Here is a 19,425-nt window from a genome sequence, read left to right as displayed (position 1 = left end):
AATTGGAGGGTATCAGCTACCCTCCAATCGGCAATCTATTTTGGCCCTTCCGTTTATTGGGCAGCCTTCAAAGCACGCTGATAAGCATCGTTATAAGTTTTGACCAACTCATCCAAGCCGCGCTGCTTCAGTTCGCCTACGAATTTATCGAAATTTGCCAGCGGCTCCTGGCCGATAATGAATTTGATCATATACTCGCTCGTTTTGTCCATAATCGGCTGCAGGTTTTTGGAAACAATATCTTGCTCCGCTTGCGTAAAGCTCAGTTGCGGTTCTTGTTTGGTCCAATCCGGCTTTGACGTTTCTACGGCAGCGGCCATCAACGTGCCTTCATTGCGATCCTTAAACAGGTTCGGCATCGGGGCGGTAAAGAAATATTTGGATGTGCCTATGCCCAGGAGGGTGGGATTATTGACCATATCTTTCTTGAACTCTTCCGTATATTGCGGTTTTCCGTCCTTCATGGTGTAACTCTGGCCTTCAATGCCGTATTGCGTCAGAAGCTTGCCTTCGGGACTGTACAGGAAATCGTAATATTTGACGATCAATTCCGCGTTTTTGGATTTGGACGAGACGGCCATGACTCCTTTCACGCTGTAATCCGGCAACAACTCGCCTTTGCCGTTTTTATCCTTGAGCGCTCCCCCGCCCACCATCTTGGCTTTCGGGTTTTCCTTCTTCAGCACGTCGGTGAAAAAATCGGTACGGGCCGGGTTGAAGTAGATGGCTCCCACATTGCCTTTACTGACCTTGGCTTCCCATTGCTGCTTGGAGATGATGGCGAACTCGGGATCAATCAATTGCTCGTTGTACAATTTATTCAAAAATGTTAACGCATCTTTCATCCCGGGAAGAGAAGGACCAAACTGATACACGCCTGCGCTGTTCAAATACATGCGGTGATCCGCCCCGAACGACCGGAATACCGGGAAGTTATTATACCCTTGCGGAGCGAACGGAATCGTATCCTTGCCGCCCACCTGCGCATCCTTGAAAGCTTTGAGCACCTTATAAAACTCATCCGGCGTTGTTGGGACTTTCAAATTCAACTGATCCAACCAATCCTGCCTGTATTGCGGGACGTTTGCCGAGGTACCCGGCATCGTGAAATACGGAATCCCGTAGATTTTCCCGTCGGCAGCGCGCAAGGTTGCGTCGATGCCCTCTTCCTTGATCGATTTCATGATGTTGGGACCGTACTTTTTGAGCAGATCGTCGAGCGCCAGGAAGGCTCCATCCATGCCGTACTTTTTCGCCGAGGCGACATCCGAATCCATGAGATCCGGCAAATTTCCGGAAGCCATGGTCACCTTGAATTTATCGTTGTAGCTTGCCTGGGGAATGTTGGTCAAATTCAGATGCACATTCGTTCTTTTTTCAATTTCGGCAAAGATCGGCTCATTGCCCGTTTGCGGTTTCGTATCGTGGGCGGCGGAGAAAATTTCGAATGAAGCCTTGTCCTTCAGCGGAAATACGCTGGCTACAGGCGATGGGCTTGGCGCCGTACTGGCAGACGGCGCAACGCTTGCGCTCGGGCTTGAGCTTGATTGTCCTGCCGATCCTGAATTCGAGCTGCTGCATCCTGCCGCGCCGATCGCTAATGCCGAACCGGCCGCCATCAGCCACAGGCCTTTCTTGAGTCCCTTCATCTTCTGAACCCCTCCTAATGATTTTGAACGATATGGTTAAGAGCTTGAGCTCGTTTACCCTTTCAGCGATCCGATCATGGCGCCTTTGACAAAGTACTTCTGGATAAACGGGTATACGAGGATGATCGGCAAAGCCACAATCATGATGGTGGCATATTTGAGCGATTCCGCCATCAAGATCGTCTCCGTGCCTTGATTTCCCGTGATATCGGCCGTCTGTCCAAGCAAGACGATTTTTCGCAAAAACAATTGCACGGGATACAGGTGCTCATTCTGCAAATAGATCATCGCCGGAAAATAGCTGTTCCAATGACCGACGGCATAAAACAAGGAAATCGTTACCAAAGCGGGCAGCGATAACGGCAATACGATGCGGGACAAAATTTGGATCGATGATGCGCCATCGATCGTGGCCGCTTCTTCCAACTCTTTGGGCAAACTTTCAAAGAAGGTCTTCATCAGGATCACGTTCCATGTACTGACGGCACCCGGGATCAAGAGCGCCCAATACGTATTCGTCATGCCGAGCGACTTCACAATCAGGAAGGTAGGGATCAACCCGCCGGAAAACACAAGCGTGAACGTGATCATGAACATGAACGGTTTGCGGAAGACGAGATTTTTCCTGGAGAGCGGATAAGCCATCAAGGAAGTGAGCACCATGTTGATTGCCGTTCCCGCAACAGTATATAAGACAGTGTTTGCATAGCCGATTCTTAGTTCCGGGTAGCTTAAAATGGTTTGATAAGCTTTCAAGCTGAAGCCGATCGGCCATAAATAAATGCTATTTTTATATACCGCCGTCGGATCGCTGATCGAAGAAGAGAAAACGTATACAAAAGGATACAAGGTAACGATTACGACGAATAAAACCAGGAGCAGCGCAACATAGGAAAAAATTCGGTCTCCGAAGCTATCGGCGATTTTCATTGGATTGTTCCCCACCCGGCTCACCATATACTTGTGTCCGTTGCCTTTCTGCTGAATTTGTTCGCCGCGATCACGAGAACGAGGCCCACGGCGGAATTAAACAAATCGACCGCCGCAGCAAAGCTGAACTCGCCGGAAATCAACCCTCTGCGGTACACGTATGTCGACAGCACATCGGCGGTTTGATAGGTGACCGGATTGTACAGCAGAATGATGGCTTCTGCGCCGACGCTCAGGATATCGCCCAAATTCAAAATGAACAAGATGATGATAACCGGCATAATCCCCGGAAGCGTCACATACCAAATTTTTTTCAGCTTGCTGGCACCATCGATGGAAGCCGCTTCGTACAGTTCCGGATTAATCCCCGCTATCGCCGCCAAATAAATGATCGTCCCCCAACCGACCGATTTCCATATTCCCATGCTGATGAAGATCGTTCGGAAATAATCCGGCATCATCAGAAACGAGATCGGACTGAATCCGAACAGGCCCAAAAATTTGTTGACGAGCCCGGTGGATGGGGAAAGAAAATTGACGACAAGTCCGGCAATGACAACGGTAGAAATAAAATGCGGCAAAAAACTGATCGTCTGGCTTAACTTTTTGAACCAAACATGCCGCAACTCGTTAAAAGCAAGCGCCAGTATGATCGGTGCCGGAAAGCCGAATACAAGTTGATACACATTGATGAGAAGCGTATTTCGGATCAGCCGCCATAAATCCGGCCCTTGAAAAAACTCGATAAAATACTTGAAGCCGACCCACTCGCTGTGAAAAACGCCTTTGTACAAATTGTATCGTTGAAAGGCGATGACGACTCCGTACATGGGGGCGTACTTAAAAACGAGAAAATAAATTATTCCGGGCAACAGCATGAATAAAAGCAAACGGTCTCTTTTGATTAATCGAACAATTTGATTCAAATCTACGCCCTCTTTCCTGATCGCAACCATTTGCATGCCATCTGCTGCGCATCGTGTCGAATCTGTTAGCTCGTTGTTAACAAGATCATAAAAGCGGGTTCCTTGCGATTCAAGCATTCAATTTCCAAGGGGAATTCAAAATCCACATTGCACGGAAACGCTTTCCAACACAAGGGGTCTTGTTTTTCCGCGGCACTGCTTTTTCTATCTCCAATAAATAATAAAACCTCCGGAGCGGATTGCTCCAGAGGTTTTGGGTCACGGGGCTCATTCGAAGCGCATCAAGACGATAGTTCCCTGTATTTTCCGGGCGTCATCCCTTCCTGTTTTTTGAAAGTCGTAATAAACGTATTTTTGGTCAAGTAGCCGACCTTTTCTCCGATTTCGTCAATGTGAAGATTTTTTTCTTGAAGCAACAGTTGTTTCGCATGATCGATCCGCACCCGATTGACATATTGGATAAAATTAATGCCGGTTTGGTCTTTAAAATAACGGCTCAAATATTTGGGATTCAACTTGAAATGATCGGCAAGCGTTGTCAAAGAAATATCGCTGTGGTAGTGGGACCCGATATAGAGTATCATTTGGTTTTTCAAATCGTCGTTTTTGCTCTCCTTTTTCCCGTACAACGTTTCGATCATATACCGGTAGATGCCAAATACCAAGTCCATCATGCTTGCCAAACTCGCCATTTCCTTGTTCATATAAATACTGATGACGGCTTCGTCGAATACCTCTTCCTTATTAACGCTGCTCCTTTGGATGATTTTGTTTGCCGTCGCCATAAGCGTGTTGTAAAGATCGTTCAATAACAGATAGGTATTGATGGCATGTCTGTTTCTGTCGATGATTTCATTCAGTACCTTTTCGAGCTTGACATAATCGCCGGAAAGAACGTTTCCAATAATTTGCTGTTCCAGATCGATCGGATAATCGACAAACTTTTGTACGAAGTTGATGTTTTTATGATCAATCAGCTGTATCGTTTTGTCCATTTCACGGTAATGCAAGGCTTCCAGCGCTTCTTCGTAAGATCGATTCACGGTCATTAAATCATCGCACGATCTTCCTATTCCAAGTGCAATGGAACAACCGAAGTTTTCAGGCAGCTCGGAAATTTGCTCCATGGCGGCCTGCAAGCTCAGCGCGAGATCGTCTTCCTGTTCGAAATTCGCCAGAATGGAAACTTGATTGCGACCGATATTCGTTACCATGCACATGATATCCGCTTCATTGTTCAAATTTTCGTTAAACACTTCAATCAACCGGCTGTTAAAATTCATTTGCTGGAAGGTGGAGCTTGAAGGTGTGGCCATCTCGATCTTGACCGTAACTACCGAAAAGAATGGATACTTGAAGCCAGCCGCGGAGACCGGCCCGACTTTCGTCCGTTCCTCCGGTATTCCCAGAATCATCGTTTTCGCATAATAATCTTTCCAAAGCGAGATATGCTCCGATTCATTTTGCATCAAATGTTGGTTTCGCTCCGTTATGTAACGAATGTGGTTCGCGATCGACTCCAATTCGCTTATTTTGTTCTCTTTTTTCCAGTCCGCCGCGGACATATCGAATTGGAACGACCTCATGATTTCGCCAATCGGCTTGTAAAAGTTTTTCGCCAGAAATACGGACAACATAACGCCTAAACTTAGCAGAAATAAACTGGTGATCATCATCCAATTTCGCAACATGTAAACCGGCTTAAAAATATGGGCCGCAGATGAAAAGACGATATATTTCCAGTCCGTCACATTGGAATGAAACTGGGAAACGAAGAAATTGTTGTACCTGGCCTTATTGGAAGGGCTTTCCGCCAATGTTTTATTGAAAAATTCCTGCATCTGCCGTTCCGGAAATCGTTCATTCAAATGGTTCGTATCCGATTCCACGATCGTTTGGAGCTGATCGTTTACGATATAAAAACCGGTTTGAGCGTCCGAAGGATTCACGGCATTGATCAGCGATAAAAATTTATTTTCGTTCATCAAGACGACAATGGTCCCCCTGGTTCCATTGTTGTAAAGGGGAAACGACGACAAAAAAACGATAAAACGGTTGCCGGACCCGGCACCGTCTGTAAGCTTGAAGGTACCCAGATCTTGAAAAACATTTCGATCCTGCAGCTTCTGCTGCAATTGTTCGTGATCGTTCGTTTCGGTTTGGTACACCTCTTCGAAGAAATAATCCGGATAAAATAAACCCGACTCCGTAATAATCCGATTCGTATCTTTATAGTACACAAATACGTCGTCAATAAACGATTGCGTGCCTTTGATACGATTTAACGATTTGGTAACGTCCAGCAATTTGGTTGGATTGACGGGATCGACATCAACGGTTAACGAAAGCTGATACAATGTTTGCCTGACTTCTTCCATTTTCTGCTCAATGTTGACATACACATGCTTCAACAGAAGGTCGTTGTTTTTTTTCACTTCCTCTTGAAGCGCATTCGAGAAAAGAAAATAAGCCAAACTTCCGAAGATAAGGATCGGGACCAGGATCAAAATAATAAAGGAACTAAGAAGCTTGAAAAAAACGCTGCTCGTATTGGGGAAACGCAACTGAAGCGTTCTGGTTTTCATATCGAAGCGCCTCTTCTCCTCTTGTATTAATGAAAACGGATGTGTTTTCTCAAAAATACAAGCGTTTTGGCGACCGCATCACGATAATGCTCGACCAGACCATGACCGGCTCCCGAGTATGGAATAAACTCGTGCTCCACACCTACTCGCGCAAGTTCAGCCGCCATGATGACCGATTGTTCGAAAGGCACATCCGTGTCCTCGTCGCCATGAAGCAGTAAAGTGGGGGGATAATCAAGCGTTACATTGCGGATCGGACAGTAGGGATCGAAAGCGCGCGGTTCCGTTTTCGGATCGTGACCGGCGACGATGTTCGGCCAAAGGCCGTTCTGCCGACAGTAAAGATATAAGTTCTCCTCGCGCGTCGCGCGGGGCATACGACAGTAATAGTCATCCGGCTCCGCATACCATTTGCCGGCAATATCGCCATATCCAAAAAAGGATACCAATGCAGCCGGTCTCGGTTCCACGCAAAATCCGGCCATCAAAGTCAAATAACCGCCCGCCGAAGACCCGACGACCGCGATGCGGTCGGGATCGATTCGGAACAAGCCGGGACCTTGTTCGCGCACCCATCGAAATGCGTCCTGCAGGTCTTCAATAATATCCTTCAGCATGACATCAGGGGCAAGACGGTAGTCAATCGAAACAACCGCATAACCGTCATTTACATAACTCAATAATCCGCGACTCCCGATATCCTTTCTGCTTCCGCGCATTAAGCAGCCTCCATGGATCCATATCATAACCGGGCGAATCTGTTCATCCGCCAATCGGAATACATCCGCTTGAATGCTGCAGCCACCAACTGTCTTGTATGGATAAGTCCGCGCCATCATATTGATATCCTCTCCATCTAATGAAGACATCGTACTATTCATCAATTAATTATATCAATAGTAGCATTAATTCGGTGGCTCATCTCCGTGCACATGAGAATAAAAGCGCCGGCACCATGCAAATCGTTTTCGCTGGTAGGGCGGGCAATGTAGTGGGCATAGTCGCCGATTCCAGTGCCAATACAAATGCGACTGATGACAAGGTGCCCGCTGTCGTCGAACATCAACGTATCGAGAATTCCTGCATAACCTTTCCAGGCAACCTGCATATAGTCGGCATCCAGGTACCCGAGTCGCACCGCTTTGGCAATCGCATAGACAAACAAGGATGTGCAGGAACTTTCCAACCAATTGTCCGTTCGATCCATTTTATCGACAACTTGATACCAGAGGCCCGTGGCCGAATCCTGGAATTTCGCCAATGCGGCGAGAAGATTCCGCAGGATGATTTCGAGAGCGGCTCTGTCCTTGTGATCGTCGGGAAGATAGTCGAACATTTCAAGCAAAGCTACCGAGTACCAGCCAATCGCACGTCCCCAAAATTCCGGCGCCAAACCGGTAACAGGATGGGCCCAAGTAGCTTGCTTCGTTTCGTCCCATCCGTGATAGAGCAGTCCCGTAGCCGGATCTTTCGTATGATTTTCCATCAGCAATGCTTGGAAGGTCATCAAGTCGAAATAGTCGCTTTCGCCGAATGTTTTGCCGAAATGGACAGCAAGCGGCCCCGCCATATACAACCCGTCCAGCCACATTTGATTCGGGTAACGCTCTTTATGCCAAAAACCGCCCGACGGATTCGTTTTCCACGATTTAAGCAGCGGGACGAGCGTATAAAGCGCCGTTTTATAACGCTCATCACCCGTTTGTTCATAGAGAAGAAAAAGAAGCACGCCCGGTTGAAGGTCGTCCAGCTCGTTCGAATGAAACTTTTTGATCCTGCCATCCGCAAGAATCTGGCTGTCTACCCATCGTTTTATATAGTCGTGGTAAGCTTGCTTGTTTGTTAGCTTCCAGCACTTTTCCATACCGGACAGGAAGACGCCCTGATGATAGTGGAATCCGTCCGGCGGAAGCTGCTCCGGCTCGAATTTGGCCATAAACGCTTCGCAAGCTTTTTCCGCCCATTGCAAGGGGGTGAACAATTGATTTAAAATCTTCATTCGATTGATTCCTCCTTCTTCTCGAAACCATACTTTTCCTGTCGCTGCAGCCAGCAGCGGCCCGCCGCCTCGGTGCGGAACGTTTCGATATTGCCCGTATCCGCCACGGTGACGTAGCAGGTGCGACCGTCGGGCCCGCCGAACGTCAGGTTCGTGCATTCCTTGCCGTGCAGCACGATTTCGCGGAGCAGCTCGCCTTCGGGCGACAGTACAGCGATGCTGCCTTTGCCGTGCCGGGTGACGTACAAATTGCCGGCGGCGTCGCAGCGCATGCCATCCAGCCCGTAGTCGGGGAAGCTTGCATGAAGCCGTTTCCGGCTGATGTCCATACTTGCCGACAAGTCATACGCCCAGATCAGGCGCTGTCTCGTTTCATTCACATACAGCACGCGGCCGTCCGGACTGATTTCGATCCCGTTCGTCGTGCCCATTCCCGCCTCCAGCAGCTCGGCCCGATTGTCCGGCCCGATCCGCCACAGCTGGCCCGTCGAGTCGCGCCAGTTGGGATCGCTGGCAAACAGCACGCCATTGTCCGCAATTGCCAGATCGTTCGGCTGGTTCATGGCCGGTTCAAACACCCGTACCGCAACTTGCCGCGTCCGAATGTCCACTTCCAATATGTGATGGCCGATATGATCGGCGACGAGCATGTTCCCTTGCCGGTTGAACCGGATGCCACATCCGCTGCTCCCTTCGGGCAGCTCGACGAACAGCTCGCACTCGCCGGCCGGCGTCACTTTCCCGATCGTATGCCTGCGCGCGTAATTGACGGCGTACAGATTGCCTTCGCTGTCGCAGGCAGGCCCTTCGATGCCGGACGGAAACCCGCCCGGTTCCGTAAAGATACGGCTTGCGTAAAGATTCGATTCCATTCCCGCTCCGTGCCCCCCACCCATACTATTGAAACAGCTTGCAGCTCATTTCCTCGCAGGCTTGCTTGATAATGAGATGCACCCGCTGCCATAATTCGCTGGTGATACGCGCGGCGGGAATCGAGATGCTGATCGACGCCATTGCCTTATCGTCCGCGTTGACGATCTTCCCCGCCATGCAATGAACGCCGTCTACGGTTTCGCCGAGATTGTAGCCGTACCCCGTTTGCCGCACCTTCTCCAGCTCCTGCAGCAGTTCGTTTCGCGTGGATATCGTTTTGTCGGTGATCCGCTCCAGTTCCTCGTGCGGATACAACGCGAACAGCTCCTTTTCGGACAAGTCGGCCAGCAGTATTTTTCCTGAAGCCGTCGCATGCAACGGGAACGCTTCGCCGGGTACAGGCGTATAACGCAGCGCCTGGCTGCTCACCTTTTCGCCGAGGTACAGCAGCCTGTTGCCGTTCCGCACGGCGATAGAGATGGTTTCGTTCAATTCCTCCGTAATTTTGCCGGCAAGATGAAAAAACTCGCCCATCAGGCTCGTATTCTGCATGTAGCGGCTGCGAATCGTAAACAGCTTGTAGCCGATGCGGAACTGTTTGCCGGACTTGTCGACTTCCAGATACCCGCGGTCAAGCATATTTTGCAACAGCAAATACGTGCTGCTGGGAGGCATGTTCAAGCTTTTCGCAATCTCGGACAAATTGTAGGAGTCCGCCCCGCCGGTGAACAATTCGAATATATCCAGCACGCGATCCGCCGATTTTACTTTATGCGCTTTTGATTCCAACAAGGTTGCTGCTCCTTTCATGAAAGCATATTCGTTTGGTCCGCACTAACGGAGATAGTTGCGACGTTATCCTTGACGCCACAACCCTTCCCTTATCGATTGGCCGTGACGCATGTACATGGACCGGTTGTTCAGCCGATGAAGCGACTCCTGGACGGCCACTTCAACCGCCGCATCGATCGTTTCTTCGCCGAAGGACGAGCTGGCGTCCCGCGGATCCATCTTCCCGCCGACTCCGACAAGCGGCTCACCGCGCGGCGGCAGCAAATCGAGCCTTACGGTTTCGGGATGAAGCGCCATCATGTGCGAGGTTTCCCACCCCGCCGCATGGTCGCCCGCACAATCGTACCGCCCGTCGACCAGCAAATAATCGACGAACGCCCAAGCCAGCATGCCCTGGCTCCGGCTATAGCCCCGCTTGTTGAACAGCGCCGCCGCCGCCCGGGCATGATCGATCAGCGGATAGTGCCCCGCAACGATCACGCCGACCCGAAACCCGAGCGACTCGACTTCCGCCAGTATATGAAGCAGCAGCTTCTCATAGTTCAGCGCCTGCTCGATGGCCGTAAACGGCATCCGTTCCGGGAGGAAATTGTCCGGATCGAGCTCCATCGCCGCGGCAATTTGCCGCCGGTCCGGCGCATTCGCTTCCATTAAGCTTTCGACCCGGCTTTCGCCGTAGTACAACGGCGGAAACGCGAGCCCGCCTCCTCTCTGCGCGCAACGGATGGCGATTCCTTCCGCCTGCAGCGAATCGGCGCCGACCGGATTGTGCCGGCCGTGCCATTCCAGCGTGCCGATCGGTATATAGGCGATAGGGCAATCGTTCCTTCTGGCGACGATTTGATCCGGTCGAAGCATCTGGTAGCGTACTTCTTCCTGCATTTTCCCCATCCCTTTCCATCACTCGAAAATTAGGCTGCCGAATCGCGAAGGCACATGGAAATTGTTCCGGGCGCCGGTCGGGGACCAGGCCCAGTAGTGGCGGCCGCCGCCGGCGTCGTTGTCGATGCGGTAAAGATTGATGCGCCAGCTCATTCCTTCCCGCGGCGGGCGATCGAATGCCGCGAGCGGCATCGCCAGCTCGCAGACGGCATCGCCGCCTGGCGCCTGCTCCACCTGTGTGTGCAAGCCGTCCATATTCCAGCCGGGGTCAACCTTCTGGACCTGCCCTTCTTCCTTGTCGATCATCGCGTCAAATACGACGTTGCGCGGGCTGAGCTCCAGCTCCTTGTAAAACCGGCCGTTCCCGTCCTCGTCAAGAAAAATTTCCACAACGTCTTCCTTATACAAAGGATCGTCGCGGTTCGCATAGGTGGCGACCACATGGTCGTCCTCGCATTCGAAGCGGACCCGCACATACGCATCGGTCCGGCATATCCGGACGAACGTGCGCAGCCGCGGCGTTTCGCCGTTCAGGACGCTGGCCAGCGTCACGGCCGGGATCGTCGCCCAGTCGGGGGAGTCGCCGGGCACATACGGACAACGATACTCGTACGCGATCATTGCTGCCCGCCCCGCCGAACGGCGATCGCATCGATTTCAACCAGCAGATGGTAGTTCAAATCGCAATACACTACCGTCCGGCTAGGAAACGGCGGGTGAAAGCAACGGCTGTAGATGACATTAAACTCGTCGTACAGCTTGCGATCGCTTAAATACACGTTGCATTTCGCCACATCGTTCAGGCCCAGACCCGCTTCGGCCAAAATCAACCTGATGTTCTCCATCGTCTGCATCGTCTGCGATTCCAGATCGGAACCGACGATGCGGCCGGTACCGGGATCGATCCCGCCCTGGCCGGAAACGAATACGAAAGATTCGGTCAAGATCGCGGAGGACAGCGGTTTGCCCCCGCTTCGCGCGCCGGTGGAAACTTCCATTCTCATAAGTGATCCTCCGTATGATAGATTTCTGTTGACTGCCGGTTCGACGCATAGCTCCTACAGATGAAAGCCGCCGTCGATCGGAATGAGCGATCCGGTCATGTATGAAGAAGCATCGGACAGCAAGAAGGCAGCCAGCTCGCAAATTTCCTCCGGCGCCGCGGAACGGCCGAGCCAGATTCGTTTCTTCTGTTCTTCCGCCTTGGCCGCGGATACGGGCGCCGGCAATTTGATGTCGCCGGGTATGATGACGTTCGCGCGAATGCCGCAGGAAGCATTCTCCGCCGCAATGACCTGCGTCAGGAAATTGATTCCCGCCTTGGCGGTGCCGTATCCGCCTTCTCCCGCGCGCGGCTTGACGCCGAGCACCGATGATGTGTTGACGATCGAGCCGCCGCCGGACTCGCGCAGCAGCGGAATGGCGTGCTTGCATACAAGGAAGGCGGAGCCAAGCGTGCCATGGATAAGCCGGTTCCATTCTTCCAGCGTGTATTGGTCGACCGGCTTGCGGTTCTGGTGATAGGCGTTATGGAATGTGCCGTCCAGCCTGCCGTACTGCCGGCGGATCGACGCGAACATCGCGGCGACTTGCGCTTCGTCGCCCGCGTCGCCATGAACGAACAGCAGCCGATCTTCGCCGTAACGCCGCAGCAGCTCCGTCATGCCTTCATGTCCGGCGGCTTCCGTCCAGTCGTTGGCCGCCACGATGGCACCTCGCTCAAGAAACATGCGAACGGCGGCATAACCGACTTTGCCGAGCGCGCCGGTGACGACGATCACTTTCCGATGCAACGTATTCAAGCCGTTCCTCCTCCCTTCTCAGTCCGGCGATTGTTCGTTCGCAGGGCAATATTCGACACCCAGCTCGGGGATGGCAATCGGACGTTTGGCGTACAACGACTCCATGGCCGCATTGATCATATGCGTCGTTAACAAGTGGCGTTCGACCGCGCACGGCGGCTTGCCCGTCATGACCATCTCCTCGATCATGCAGGTAAGCGTTTCAAAATGGCGATACGGCCTGCCCGCATCGGTATTGCAATACGCCGCCGTTACGGTGCCGTCTGCCGCGCGAACCGCATACGACCAGCGGGAGACGAATCCGTGCAGCTGCGCGACATAGCCCATCGTGCCGTCCTTGTACGCGACGACGAACAGCGCCGGATCGGCGCACCGGCCGCGCGGGTGCCCGTCCGGCGTATCGGGAAGCGCGGCAAGCGCCCGCAGCATAAGTTCTTCCGGCCATTCGCCCCGCTCCATCGCTTCCCACATGGCTTCCCCTTCCAGCGCCATAACGGAGTCGACTCCGGTCTCCGCTCCCGCTCGTCGCTCGGCCAGGCGCTGCATCACTTCCATCGCGTGGAAGCCGTACGATTCGAGCCCGCCGTGGCTGACGACGAACAAGTCGCGGGCGCCGCGCAGCACGGCCGGGTCATAGTTGGGTAAAGAGGGTGCATACGGAATCGACGAGCCGGCCATCAGCGCAATGCCGCGCCGCTTCACCTCATCGTAGATCCAGCGTGCCGCCGCGTCGTCGAAGGAAAAATGCTTGTCGAGAAAGATCGGCACCCGGATGCCGTGTTTGTCCATCGCCGCCAGCGTTTCCTGCATAAACCGCAGGCGGGGGTACAAGTGCTGCCGCTTCTCGTTCCATGGATACTCCCCGTGCTCGCCGATGACGACGATGCCGTCGATCGGCTGCTCCGGGGCCCCAAATGAAACCGCTTGCTCGATAGTGTCGCAAATCGCGACGCCATGCCGGGCCGCCAGCTCGCGGCTCATGTCGTTGTCCGGCACCTGATCGGTGTACATGGAGACCAGTTCCACTTGCGGATCGTGTCCCAGCTCGCCGAACAGGCGGCTGACGATAACGTCTGCATGAGCGTTCAGCCGATAAACGGTAATGATCGCCGTTACACGCTTCTTCGTATTCATGGCGCCGCCTCTTCCGACATCGCGGCATATACGCTCGCGAACCATTCCGCCACGCCGTCCACAATGGCCGCCAGTTGCTCCCGGCCTTGTTCGGCCGACGATTCCGCACTGGCATCGGTAAACCCGTCGTTGCCGGTCAATTTGCCGTGCACACCGTAGAATGCCCCCGGCGGACCGGCAAACAACCATGGAAGCTCCTCATGCTCGCGGGGAACGCGGTTCTTGCGCACCATCGCTTCGTCAAGCGCCATAACCGCCGACGTTTCGAACCGGCCGGCATGCCCGGCCACCATGCCGCGATTGGCGGCAAGCACGTCCTTCATGAACGGCGACGCGGCATTCCAATACGAAGCGGCGGCAACCCGGATCGGATGCCGGACAACGAGGTCGCTTGCGGCCTGGTTCATCATATTGGCGTTTCCCCCGTGCGAGTTGAGGAAGAAGATACGGCGGAAGCCGTCCCGGACCAGGCTTTCGCCGATATCGTGCAGCATCCGCAAATACGTATCCGCCGAGAATGAGAGAGTGCCGCCAAATGCAAGATGATGGCCGGAGCAGCCGATGGAAACGATTGGGGCGAGCACGAGGCGCGCGCGTCCGGTTTCCGTCGCCTTGCGGACCGCTTCCCGGGCGATATGCCCGCCGATCAGACTGTCCGTGCCAACGCCAAGATGCGGGCCATGCTGCTCGGTGGCCGCCAATGGAACAACCGCCGCATAGCCCGCTTTCGCGAGCAAGGATATTTCCTCGCGGGTCAGCTGATGAAACTGGAACGAATCCATTCGACTTCCCCCTGTTGTCTGAAGTTTACATTCATTATAAAAAGGAAAAATATTCACGTCAATGAATTATATTCACATACATAAAATAAATTTACTGGCGAAAACGCAAACAAACCCGGCAGCACCGCATCGTGCGTGGCCGGGTTGAAACCGATTGTACCTTGCTGGAAAAAAGTTACTCCAGAACCGCCTTCATGTGCTTCGACGAAATGGACCAGTGCGTGGCGGACCAGTATTTTTCTCCGTCTTTGATGAAAATGATTTGCGGCGATTCATGCTTCAGGTTTAAATCTTCGGCGATTTTATTGGAAACCGGGCGGGATTCGATGACCTTGACAAGCGTGTAATCGACATTGCTGCTGGGAGTTCCGTGCAAATATTGCTCATACTCTTCGAGCGCGCTCGAACTTACGGGACATCTCGTGCTGTGCTTCAGAATCACCTGCCCGCGTTCAGCCGATTGCTGCAAAATTTCGTTCCACTCTTCAACAGTTGAAATTTCTCTCCACACTGTTGCAACACCTCCCGTTATATTCAATTGAACGATTGAATTATAACGATTATTTGATAAGTCGTCAATTTTTCTGGCGGCAGAAGTCTTCCGCAATCAAGTAGATTTCCCGGCAAAAGTGCGCTGGAATACGATCACGTCATTCGTTGCGTTATTCAGCGCGTCCGCTGCACCATGATAGAGATAAAAAAGATCGAATTCCCATGGAATCGATCTTTTTTTGCCTTATTTTAAGCAAACCGGTACATTTCGGGATCGTCCGTATCGAAGCCGAAGGCGTCAAGCGCCGGCCACAGCTCGGGGGCAATCGGGCAATTCGCCAGCTCCAGCGTCTGGGCAACCCGTTCCGGTTTGGTGATGCCAATGACCGTGCTGGTGATCCGGGGATCGCGCAGCGAAAATTGCAGCGCCGCGGCGGCCAGCGGCACATTGAATTCCTGGCAGACTTTCGAGAACGATCGCGCGCGTTCCACCAGGGCCGGCGGAGCATCGCTATAGGCATACCGGGCGTATGCATCCGGGCCTTTGGCCAGCATGCCGCTGCCGTAAGGAGCGGCGTTGATGACGGCGACACCCAATCGACTGGCGATAGTAAGCAAAGGATCGGCCGACCGGTTCAGCAGCGTATACCGGTTGTGGGTTTCCACGGCGCTGAACGCTCCCGTTTCGACATAACGAATGAGCATATCGATCGGTCCGCCGGAAATGCCTATGTGATCGATAACTCCTTGCTGTTGAAACCGTTGCAGCACTTCCAACGGTCCCCCGGGTCCCATCACATTTTCGAACGTGGAATGTTCCGGATCGTGGATGTACACGTATTGCAAACGATCCAGACCCAAACGCTCGAGACTGCCTTCAACCGAACGTTTGATCTGTTCGCCGCTGAAGTCGCCGGTCATTGAGTCGCGATCGGCCTTGGTCGCCAGCACGTAACCCTCCGGAAGTCCGCCGTTCGCTTTAATGGCCTTGCCGATCCTCCGCTCGCTCTCCCCTTCGCCGTACACCGCGGCCGTATCCAGAAAGTTGATCGAGCTTGCGAAAGCGGTACGCAGCGTGTCCAATGCCTGTTCTTCCGGTGTGCCGTATTGAAAGGTTTCCGGCATATCCCCGAGCGGAGCGGCTCCAATGCATATCGGAGTGACGAGCAGGCCGGTACTGCCCAACGGCCGTTTGGATAATAATGGGTTCGACATGGGGAAATCCTCGCTTTCGGATACAAAATGATTTACAACGATACGCCGAGCAACCCCCGCGTCATTTGGAAATCGACGTTGCCTTGCTGATAAAGCCGCGGCACGTAAGTATGCTCCATGATTTGTTTCGTGCGTTCGAGCAATTGATTCGGCCATAAGCTCGGGTTGCCCGCAAGCGCCAAATCGATATCTTGCTGGTGGCGCTTCTGCACGGCCGGCTCCGACGCCGCTTGCAGCATCGGCACGAACGGATGCGTCTGCATCGGACGGTTGCCGACCAGCGCAATGATTAATTCCACGCCCGTGGCAGCAAGGCCCGTAATCGTCTCCACCCAGTGTTTCGTTGGGGTCTCCATGATGTGGAACCCGTTCCGGCGGGCATGTTCCCCATAGGCAAGGGATGGCCGAACCGGCGTTTCGGCAAACAAATGCCGGCTGAACGAGTCCGCGGCCAACAATCCGCTGTTCTCGGGAACAACGACCAAACCGCCTGCGCCGGATATTTTTTTGGCCAGCGCCGCGAATTGCTCGCCGGCATCGTCTGCAATCGTACCGTCGCTGACGAGCCCGATCCGCAGCCCTTCCAGCCCAACCGTCACCTTCTCCGCAGGTTCTGCCGCGGCCAAACGATCGGCGAACCAGGCTTCGACTTTTTCGCTCACCTTGGCGATGCCGCCGTCAAGCTGGATGCTGGCATAACCGAGCCGGCTCGCGTCGACTCCCATCACTTCCATCTGGTGACGCATGTAGTCGTTGTGCGTTTTTTCGCAGCCGTGCTCCAGCAGCAAACAATGCTCCACCATCGGATGCGTGATGTAGCCGATCATCGTGCGGGCATAAAGCGATTCGGCCGGTCCACCCGAGGCGCCGCAGCCTTCCGTATGCGCCAATGACACGAAGCGCGACAATTCGGGCTTCCCTGCGCCCTGCTGGTTTAATCGTCCCGTAATCATGCCTGCCACTTGACCCGCACAAAGGCTGGTGGGCAAAATCAACCCGATGTTGTCGCTGGACCGCCGGTCGCGATGCCGGGTAAACGTAAATTGGATCTCATCGGCCGCCGCCGCTTCATCAGCTTGAGTGGCAATCGGCGTTCCGGTCGGCACGGCAGCGTGGAGCAGCGTTTCCAGCCGGCTCGCATCGTTCTGCTGCCAGTTGCGCCAGATCTGGACCTGGGCATGCCCGGCCTTTTCGCCGACGCTTCGCTCGCCGGATGCAATACGAATCGCCAGTTCGAATACTTCCTGACCCAGTTCATCCATCGACTTGCCTTCCAAATACTGCCCCGCGTTCACATCCATATCGTTCGACAGCAATTGGAAGCGGCGAGTCGTCGTCACCACCTTGACCGTCGGCACGTACGGAAAATTGGTGATCGAACCGTTCCCCGTCGTAAAGAAAATCATGTTGCAGCCTGCGGCCACCTGACCGGCGATGCTCTCCAGGTCGTTGCCGGGGCTGTCCATGAAATAGAAGCCGCCTTCCTTCATCGGCTCCCCGTACTCGGTTGCAAAATCGATCCGCGTGACGGGGTCCTTTTTCATCGCGGCGCCGATCGATTTGAGATAAATGTTGTACAAGCCGCGATACTTGTTGCCCCCGGACGGATTGCCTTCCGCGCTGGCGCCGTGCCAGGACGTGCGCTCCTTGAACCGGTCCAGCAGCGCCAAAAATTTGCGCGCGGTTTCCACGTTGCGCACCTTCGACATGACATAAGGCTCCGCGCCGATCAACTCGTCGGTTTCGGCCAGGCTGGCCGCGCCGCCGTAACGGACCAATTGTTCCGAAACCCAGCCCAGCAGCGGGTTTGCCGAGATGCCGGAGAAAGCGTCCGAACCGCCGCACTGCAAGCCGATGCGCAGGTGACGAATCGATTCGGCTGTCCGCTGCATCGCATTGACCGCAGGCAGCCATTCCCTCACCAACGCTTCGCCCTTCTCCAGCTCCGCCTCGAAGCTGTCCGCAAGCGACACGAACTTGTGCAGCACGTTGTCGACCGGATACTTGTGCTCGCGCGCATAAGCCTCCACCATCTTGTTCGTGACCGCTTCATTGCCGTAATCGACAACCAGTACCGCGCCAACGTTCGGGTTGACCATAAACCCGGCGAGCGTACGCAGCAGCAATTCCAGGTTGTTCGGCTTCTCCGTGCCGCCTTCCGTATGCGCCGCGGGAACGATGCCGTCGATATTCGGGTAGTTTTTCGCTTCGCCCTTCAGGCGGGAGGCCAGTTGCTTCACATAGCTGCCGGTGTGCGAGGTGGTGCCGAGCAGAACAACGTAGTTTCGCGTGCCAACGCCGCGTTCTTCATGGCGACGATACCCCATAAACGTGCGCGTGTCGGGATAAGCGGGCGATGCCGGAGCAGGCTGGAAATTCGCCTCGTCGAGAATATAGGGATGTACCTGATCGGCAAAATTGGGCTCCGGCGGCAGCGCAAAATGCAGCTGGCGCACATGGAGCTCTTCGAGCACCGTTTCGTTGACCACGTAGTGGCCGGGATCGATCGGCTTCAGCGCCGCGCCGAACGGCAGCTGCCACGAAAGCAGCTCTTCGCCGGGAGCAATCGCTTTCACTGCGAACCGGTGGCCTTCCATGACCGTAAAATCCAGCACGAAGGATCGGTCCTCATACGCAATGACGGTACCGGCGTCCAATTGCCGAATCGCAACGGCGCAGTTGTCCCCGGGCAAGGGAAGTCTGGCTACTTCCTCAAATTGACGAACGACGTCCATCGATGATTGGCTCCTTTGATGAGAAATTTTCCGCGCTTCCTGTCGGTTCGTTGGTTGCGCTACATGCTGGATCAGATTACCGCATTGGGCCGCTCACCAGGTCCAATCGGCAATGATTTACCGCTAACTCTGGCTAGCTTCGCTGATTTGCGTCGACCAAAATCATTCCCGCATTGGGCCGCTTCCCAGGTCCAATTCGGCAATGATTTTCACCGCTTACACCGGGCCTGCTTCCCTGATTTTCTTCGACCAAAAATCATTCCCGCATTGGGCCGCTTCCCAGGTCCAATCGGCAATGATTTTCACCGCTTACACCGGGCCTGCTTCCCTGATTTTCTTCGACCAAAAATCATTATAACACTTACTCACGCCGATGTGACAATTTTTTCAGCCGTGTTGGGCCGCTGCTGCAAGGCTGATTTCAGCCTTATTTTTGCCCGCTACTCGCCAGAGCGGGCTGTAAGGCTGATTTCAGCCTTATTTCCCCCGCTACTTGCCAAAGTGTACCTTTGTCAAGAAAGTAGACACACAATTTAAGCGATCTGCTGTTGCTCGTAGTACCTTTTTTCGCATAAATGCGGGGTGAGGTAACCAATTGACGAATGGATGCGAGTGCGATTGTAATCAAA

At 53.7% G+C, this 19,425-nt stretch carries 18 protein-coding genes; 1 reads left to right on the top strand and 17 read right to left on the bottom strand.

Translation table 11 applies throughout. The features are described from left to right. Positions 1-53 precede the first annotated feature (53 nt). The 17 genes from EXY20_RS07175 to EXY20_RS07095 form a co-directional block, all read right to left on the bottom strand. Entirely contained in the window at positions 54-1,649 is a 1,596-nt protein-coding gene (locus tag EXY20_RS07175) for an extracellular solute-binding protein (RefSeq protein WP_135549181.1), read from the bottom strand. Positions 1,650-1,703: 54 nt separating this feature from the next. After that, entirely contained in the window at positions 1,704-2,579 is an 876-nt protein-coding gene (locus EXY20_RS07170) for a carbohydrate ABC transporter permease (protein WP_135549179.1), read from the bottom strand. A gap of 20 nt (positions 2,580-2,599) precedes the next feature. Next, entirely contained in the window at positions 2,600-3,535 is a 936-nt protein-coding gene (locus tag EXY20_RS07165) for an ABC transporter permease (RefSeq protein ID WP_135549177.1), read from the bottom strand. Between the two features lie 251 nt (positions 3,536-3,786). Further along, positions 3,787-6,090, bottom strand: a complete 2,304-nt coding sequence (locus EXY20_RS07160) for a helix-turn-helix domain-containing protein (RefSeq protein ID WP_135549175.1) — start codon at positions 6,088-6,090, stop codon at positions 3,787-3,789. A 26-nt stretch (positions 6,091-6,116) separates the two neighbouring features. Next, a complete protein-coding gene (locus tag EXY20_RS07155; RefSeq protein WP_268966080.1) occupies positions 6,117-6,926 on the bottom strand; it encodes an alpha/beta hydrolase in 810 nt (269 codons plus the stop codon). 44 nt (positions 6,927-6,970) lie between these two features. After that, positions 6,971-8,089 carry a glycoside hydrolase family 88/105 protein gene (locus EXY20_RS07150; RefSeq protein ID WP_135549171.1) on the bottom strand — a complete coding sequence of 373 codons (1,119 nt, stop codon included), beginning with the start codon at positions 8,087-8,089 and terminating at the stop codon, positions 6,971-6,973. After that, entirely contained in the window at positions 8,086-8,961 is an 876-nt protein-coding gene (locus EXY20_RS07145; protein ID WP_135549170.1) for an SMP-30/gluconolactonase/LRE family protein, read from the bottom strand. The genes EXY20_RS07150 and EXY20_RS07145 overlap by 4 nt, the downstream gene beginning before the upstream one ends. A gap of 25 nt (positions 8,962-8,986) precedes the next feature. After that, positions 8,987-9,754 (bottom strand): IclR family transcriptional regulator, encoded by a 768-nt coding sequence (locus EXY20_RS07140; RefSeq protein ID WP_235885403.1) that lies wholly within the window; start codon positions 9,752-9,754, stop codon positions 8,987-8,989. 63 nt (positions 9,755-9,817) lie between these two features. Continuing rightward, positions 9,818-10,636 carry a creatininase family protein gene (locus EXY20_RS07135; protein WP_167859042.1) on the bottom strand — a complete coding sequence of 273 codons (819 nt, stop codon included), beginning with the start codon at positions 10,634-10,636 and terminating at the stop codon, positions 9,818-9,820. 18 nt (positions 10,637-10,654) lie between these two features. Continuing rightward, positions 10,655-11,257, bottom strand: a complete 603-nt coding sequence (locus tag EXY20_RS07130; RefSeq protein WP_135549165.1) for a carbohydrate-binding family 9-like protein — start codon at positions 11,255-11,257, stop codon at positions 10,655-10,657. Further along, on the bottom strand, positions 11,254-11,640 hold the full coding sequence (locus EXY20_RS07125) for a RidA family protein (RefSeq protein ID WP_235885402.1): 387 nt from the start codon (positions 11,638-11,640) through the stop codon (positions 11,254-11,256). Before EXY20_RS07125 ends, EXY20_RS07130 begins: the two co-directional genes overlap by 4 nt. Positions 11,641-11,694: 54 nt before the next feature. Continuing rightward, complete coding sequence (locus tag EXY20_RS07120) at positions 11,695-12,438, bottom strand: SDR family NAD(P)-dependent oxidoreductase (protein ID WP_135549164.1); 744 nt, start codon at positions 12,436-12,438, stop codon at positions 11,695-11,697. Positions 12,439-12,456: 18 nt separating this feature from the next. Beyond that, positions 12,457-13,572: a hypothetical protein gene (locus EXY20_RS07115; protein WP_135549162.1), complete on the bottom strand. Its 1,116-nt coding sequence runs from the start codon at positions 13,570-13,572 to the stop codon at positions 12,457-12,459. Further along, the gene (locus EXY20_RS07110) at positions 13,569-14,354 is read right to left on the bottom strand and encodes a creatininase family protein (protein WP_135549161.1); all 786 of its coding nucleotides are present in this window, start codon (positions 14,352-14,354) and stop codon (positions 13,569-13,571) included. The genes EXY20_RS07115 and EXY20_RS07110 overlap by 4 nt, the downstream gene beginning before the upstream one ends. Before the next feature lie 175 nt (positions 14,355-14,529). After that, positions 14,530-14,865 carry a bacillithiol system redox-active protein YtxJ gene (ytxJ, locus tag EXY20_RS07105; RefSeq protein ID WP_135549159.1) on the bottom strand — a complete coding sequence of 112 codons (336 nt, stop codon included), beginning with the start codon at positions 14,863-14,865 and terminating at the stop codon, positions 14,530-14,532. Positions 14,866-15,095: 230 nt separating this feature from the next. Continuing rightward, entirely contained in the window at positions 15,096-16,061 is a 966-nt protein-coding gene (locus EXY20_RS07100) for an aldo/keto reductase (RefSeq protein ID WP_135549157.1), read from the bottom strand. Between the two features lie 32 nt (positions 16,062-16,093). Continuing rightward, the gene (locus EXY20_RS07095) at positions 16,094-18,796 is read right to left on the bottom strand and encodes a UxaA family hydrolase (RefSeq protein ID WP_135549155.1); all 2,703 of its coding nucleotides are present in this window, start codon (positions 18,794-18,796) and stop codon (positions 16,094-16,096) included. A 63-nt stretch (positions 18,797-18,859) separates the two neighbouring features. Here EXY20_RS07095 and EXY20_RS07090 point away from each other — a divergent pair, with 63 nt between their 5' ends. After that, positions 18,860-19,333, top strand: coding sequence for a hypothetical protein (locus tag EXY20_RS07090; protein ID WP_135549153.1), 474 nt, complete (start codon positions 18,860-18,862; stop codon positions 19,331-19,333). The last annotated feature ends 92 nt before the right edge of the window (positions 19,334-19,425 follow it).

The organism is Paenibacillus cymbidii (genome assembly GCF_004764705.1).
GTDB lineage: Bacteria > Bacillota > Bacilli > Paenibacillales > NBRC-103111 > Paenibacillus_AN > Paenibacillus_AN cymbidii.
The sequence above is the reverse complement of the archived record's forward strand: the minus strand, read 5'-3'. Positions and strand labels throughout refer to the sequence as shown.

Coding starts and splice junctions, on each gene's coding strand:
- EXY20_RS07175 (WP_135549181.1), bottom strand. CDS start 1,649: ATGAAGGGACTCAAGAAAGGCCTGTGGCTGATGGCGGCCGGTTCGGCA.
- EXY20_RS07170 (WP_135549179.1), bottom strand. CDS start 2,579: ATGAAAATCGCCGATAGCTTCGGAGACCGAATTTTTTCCTATGTTGCG.
- EXY20_RS07165 (WP_135549177.1), bottom strand. CDS start 3,535: ATGGTTGCGATCAGGAAAGAGGGCGTAGATTTGAATCAAATTGTTCGA.
- EXY20_RS07160 (WP_135549175.1), bottom strand. CDS start 6,090: ATGAAAACCAGAACGCTTCAGTTGCGTTTCCCCAATACGAGCAGCGTT.
- EXY20_RS07155 (WP_268966080.1), bottom strand. CDS start 6,926: ATGGCGCGGACTTATCCATACAAGACAGTTGGTGGCTGCAGCATTCAA.
- EXY20_RS07150 (WP_135549171.1), bottom strand. CDS start 8,089: ATGAAGATTTTAAATCAATTGTTCACCCCCTTGCAATGGGCGGAAAAA.
- EXY20_RS07145 (WP_135549170.1), bottom strand. CDS start 8,961: ATGGAATCGAATCTTTACGCAAGCCGTATCTTTACGGAACCGGGCGGG.
- EXY20_RS07135 (WP_167859042.1), bottom strand. CDS start 10,636: ATGCAGGAAGAAGTACGCTACCAGATGCTTCGACCGGATCAAATCGTC.
- EXY20_RS07130 (WP_135549165.1), bottom strand. CDS start 11,257: ATGATCGCGTACGAGTATCGTTGTCCGTATGTGCCCGGCGACTCCCCC.
- EXY20_RS07125 (WP_235885402.1), bottom strand. CDS start 11,640: ATGAGAATGGAAGTTTCCACCGGCGCGCGAAGCGGGGGCAAACCGCTG.
- EXY20_RS07115 (WP_135549162.1), bottom strand. CDS start 13,572: ATGAATACGAAGAAGCGTGTAACGGCGATCATTACCGTTTATCGGCTG.
- EXY20_RS07110 (WP_135549161.1), bottom strand. CDS start 14,354: ATGGATTCGTTCCAGTTTCATCAGCTGACCCGCGAGGAAATATCCTTG.
- EXY20_RS07100 (WP_135549157.1), bottom strand. CDS start 16,061: ATGTCGAACCCATTATTATCCAAACGGCCGTTGGGCAGTACCGGCCTG.
- EXY20_RS07095 (WP_135549155.1), bottom strand. CDS start 18,796: ATGGACGTCGTTCGTCAATTTGAGGAAGTAGCCAGACTTCCCTTGCCC.
- EXY20_RS07090 (WP_135549153.1), top strand. CDS start 18,860: ATGCTGGATCAGATTACCGCATTGGGCCGCTCACCAGGTCCAATCGGC.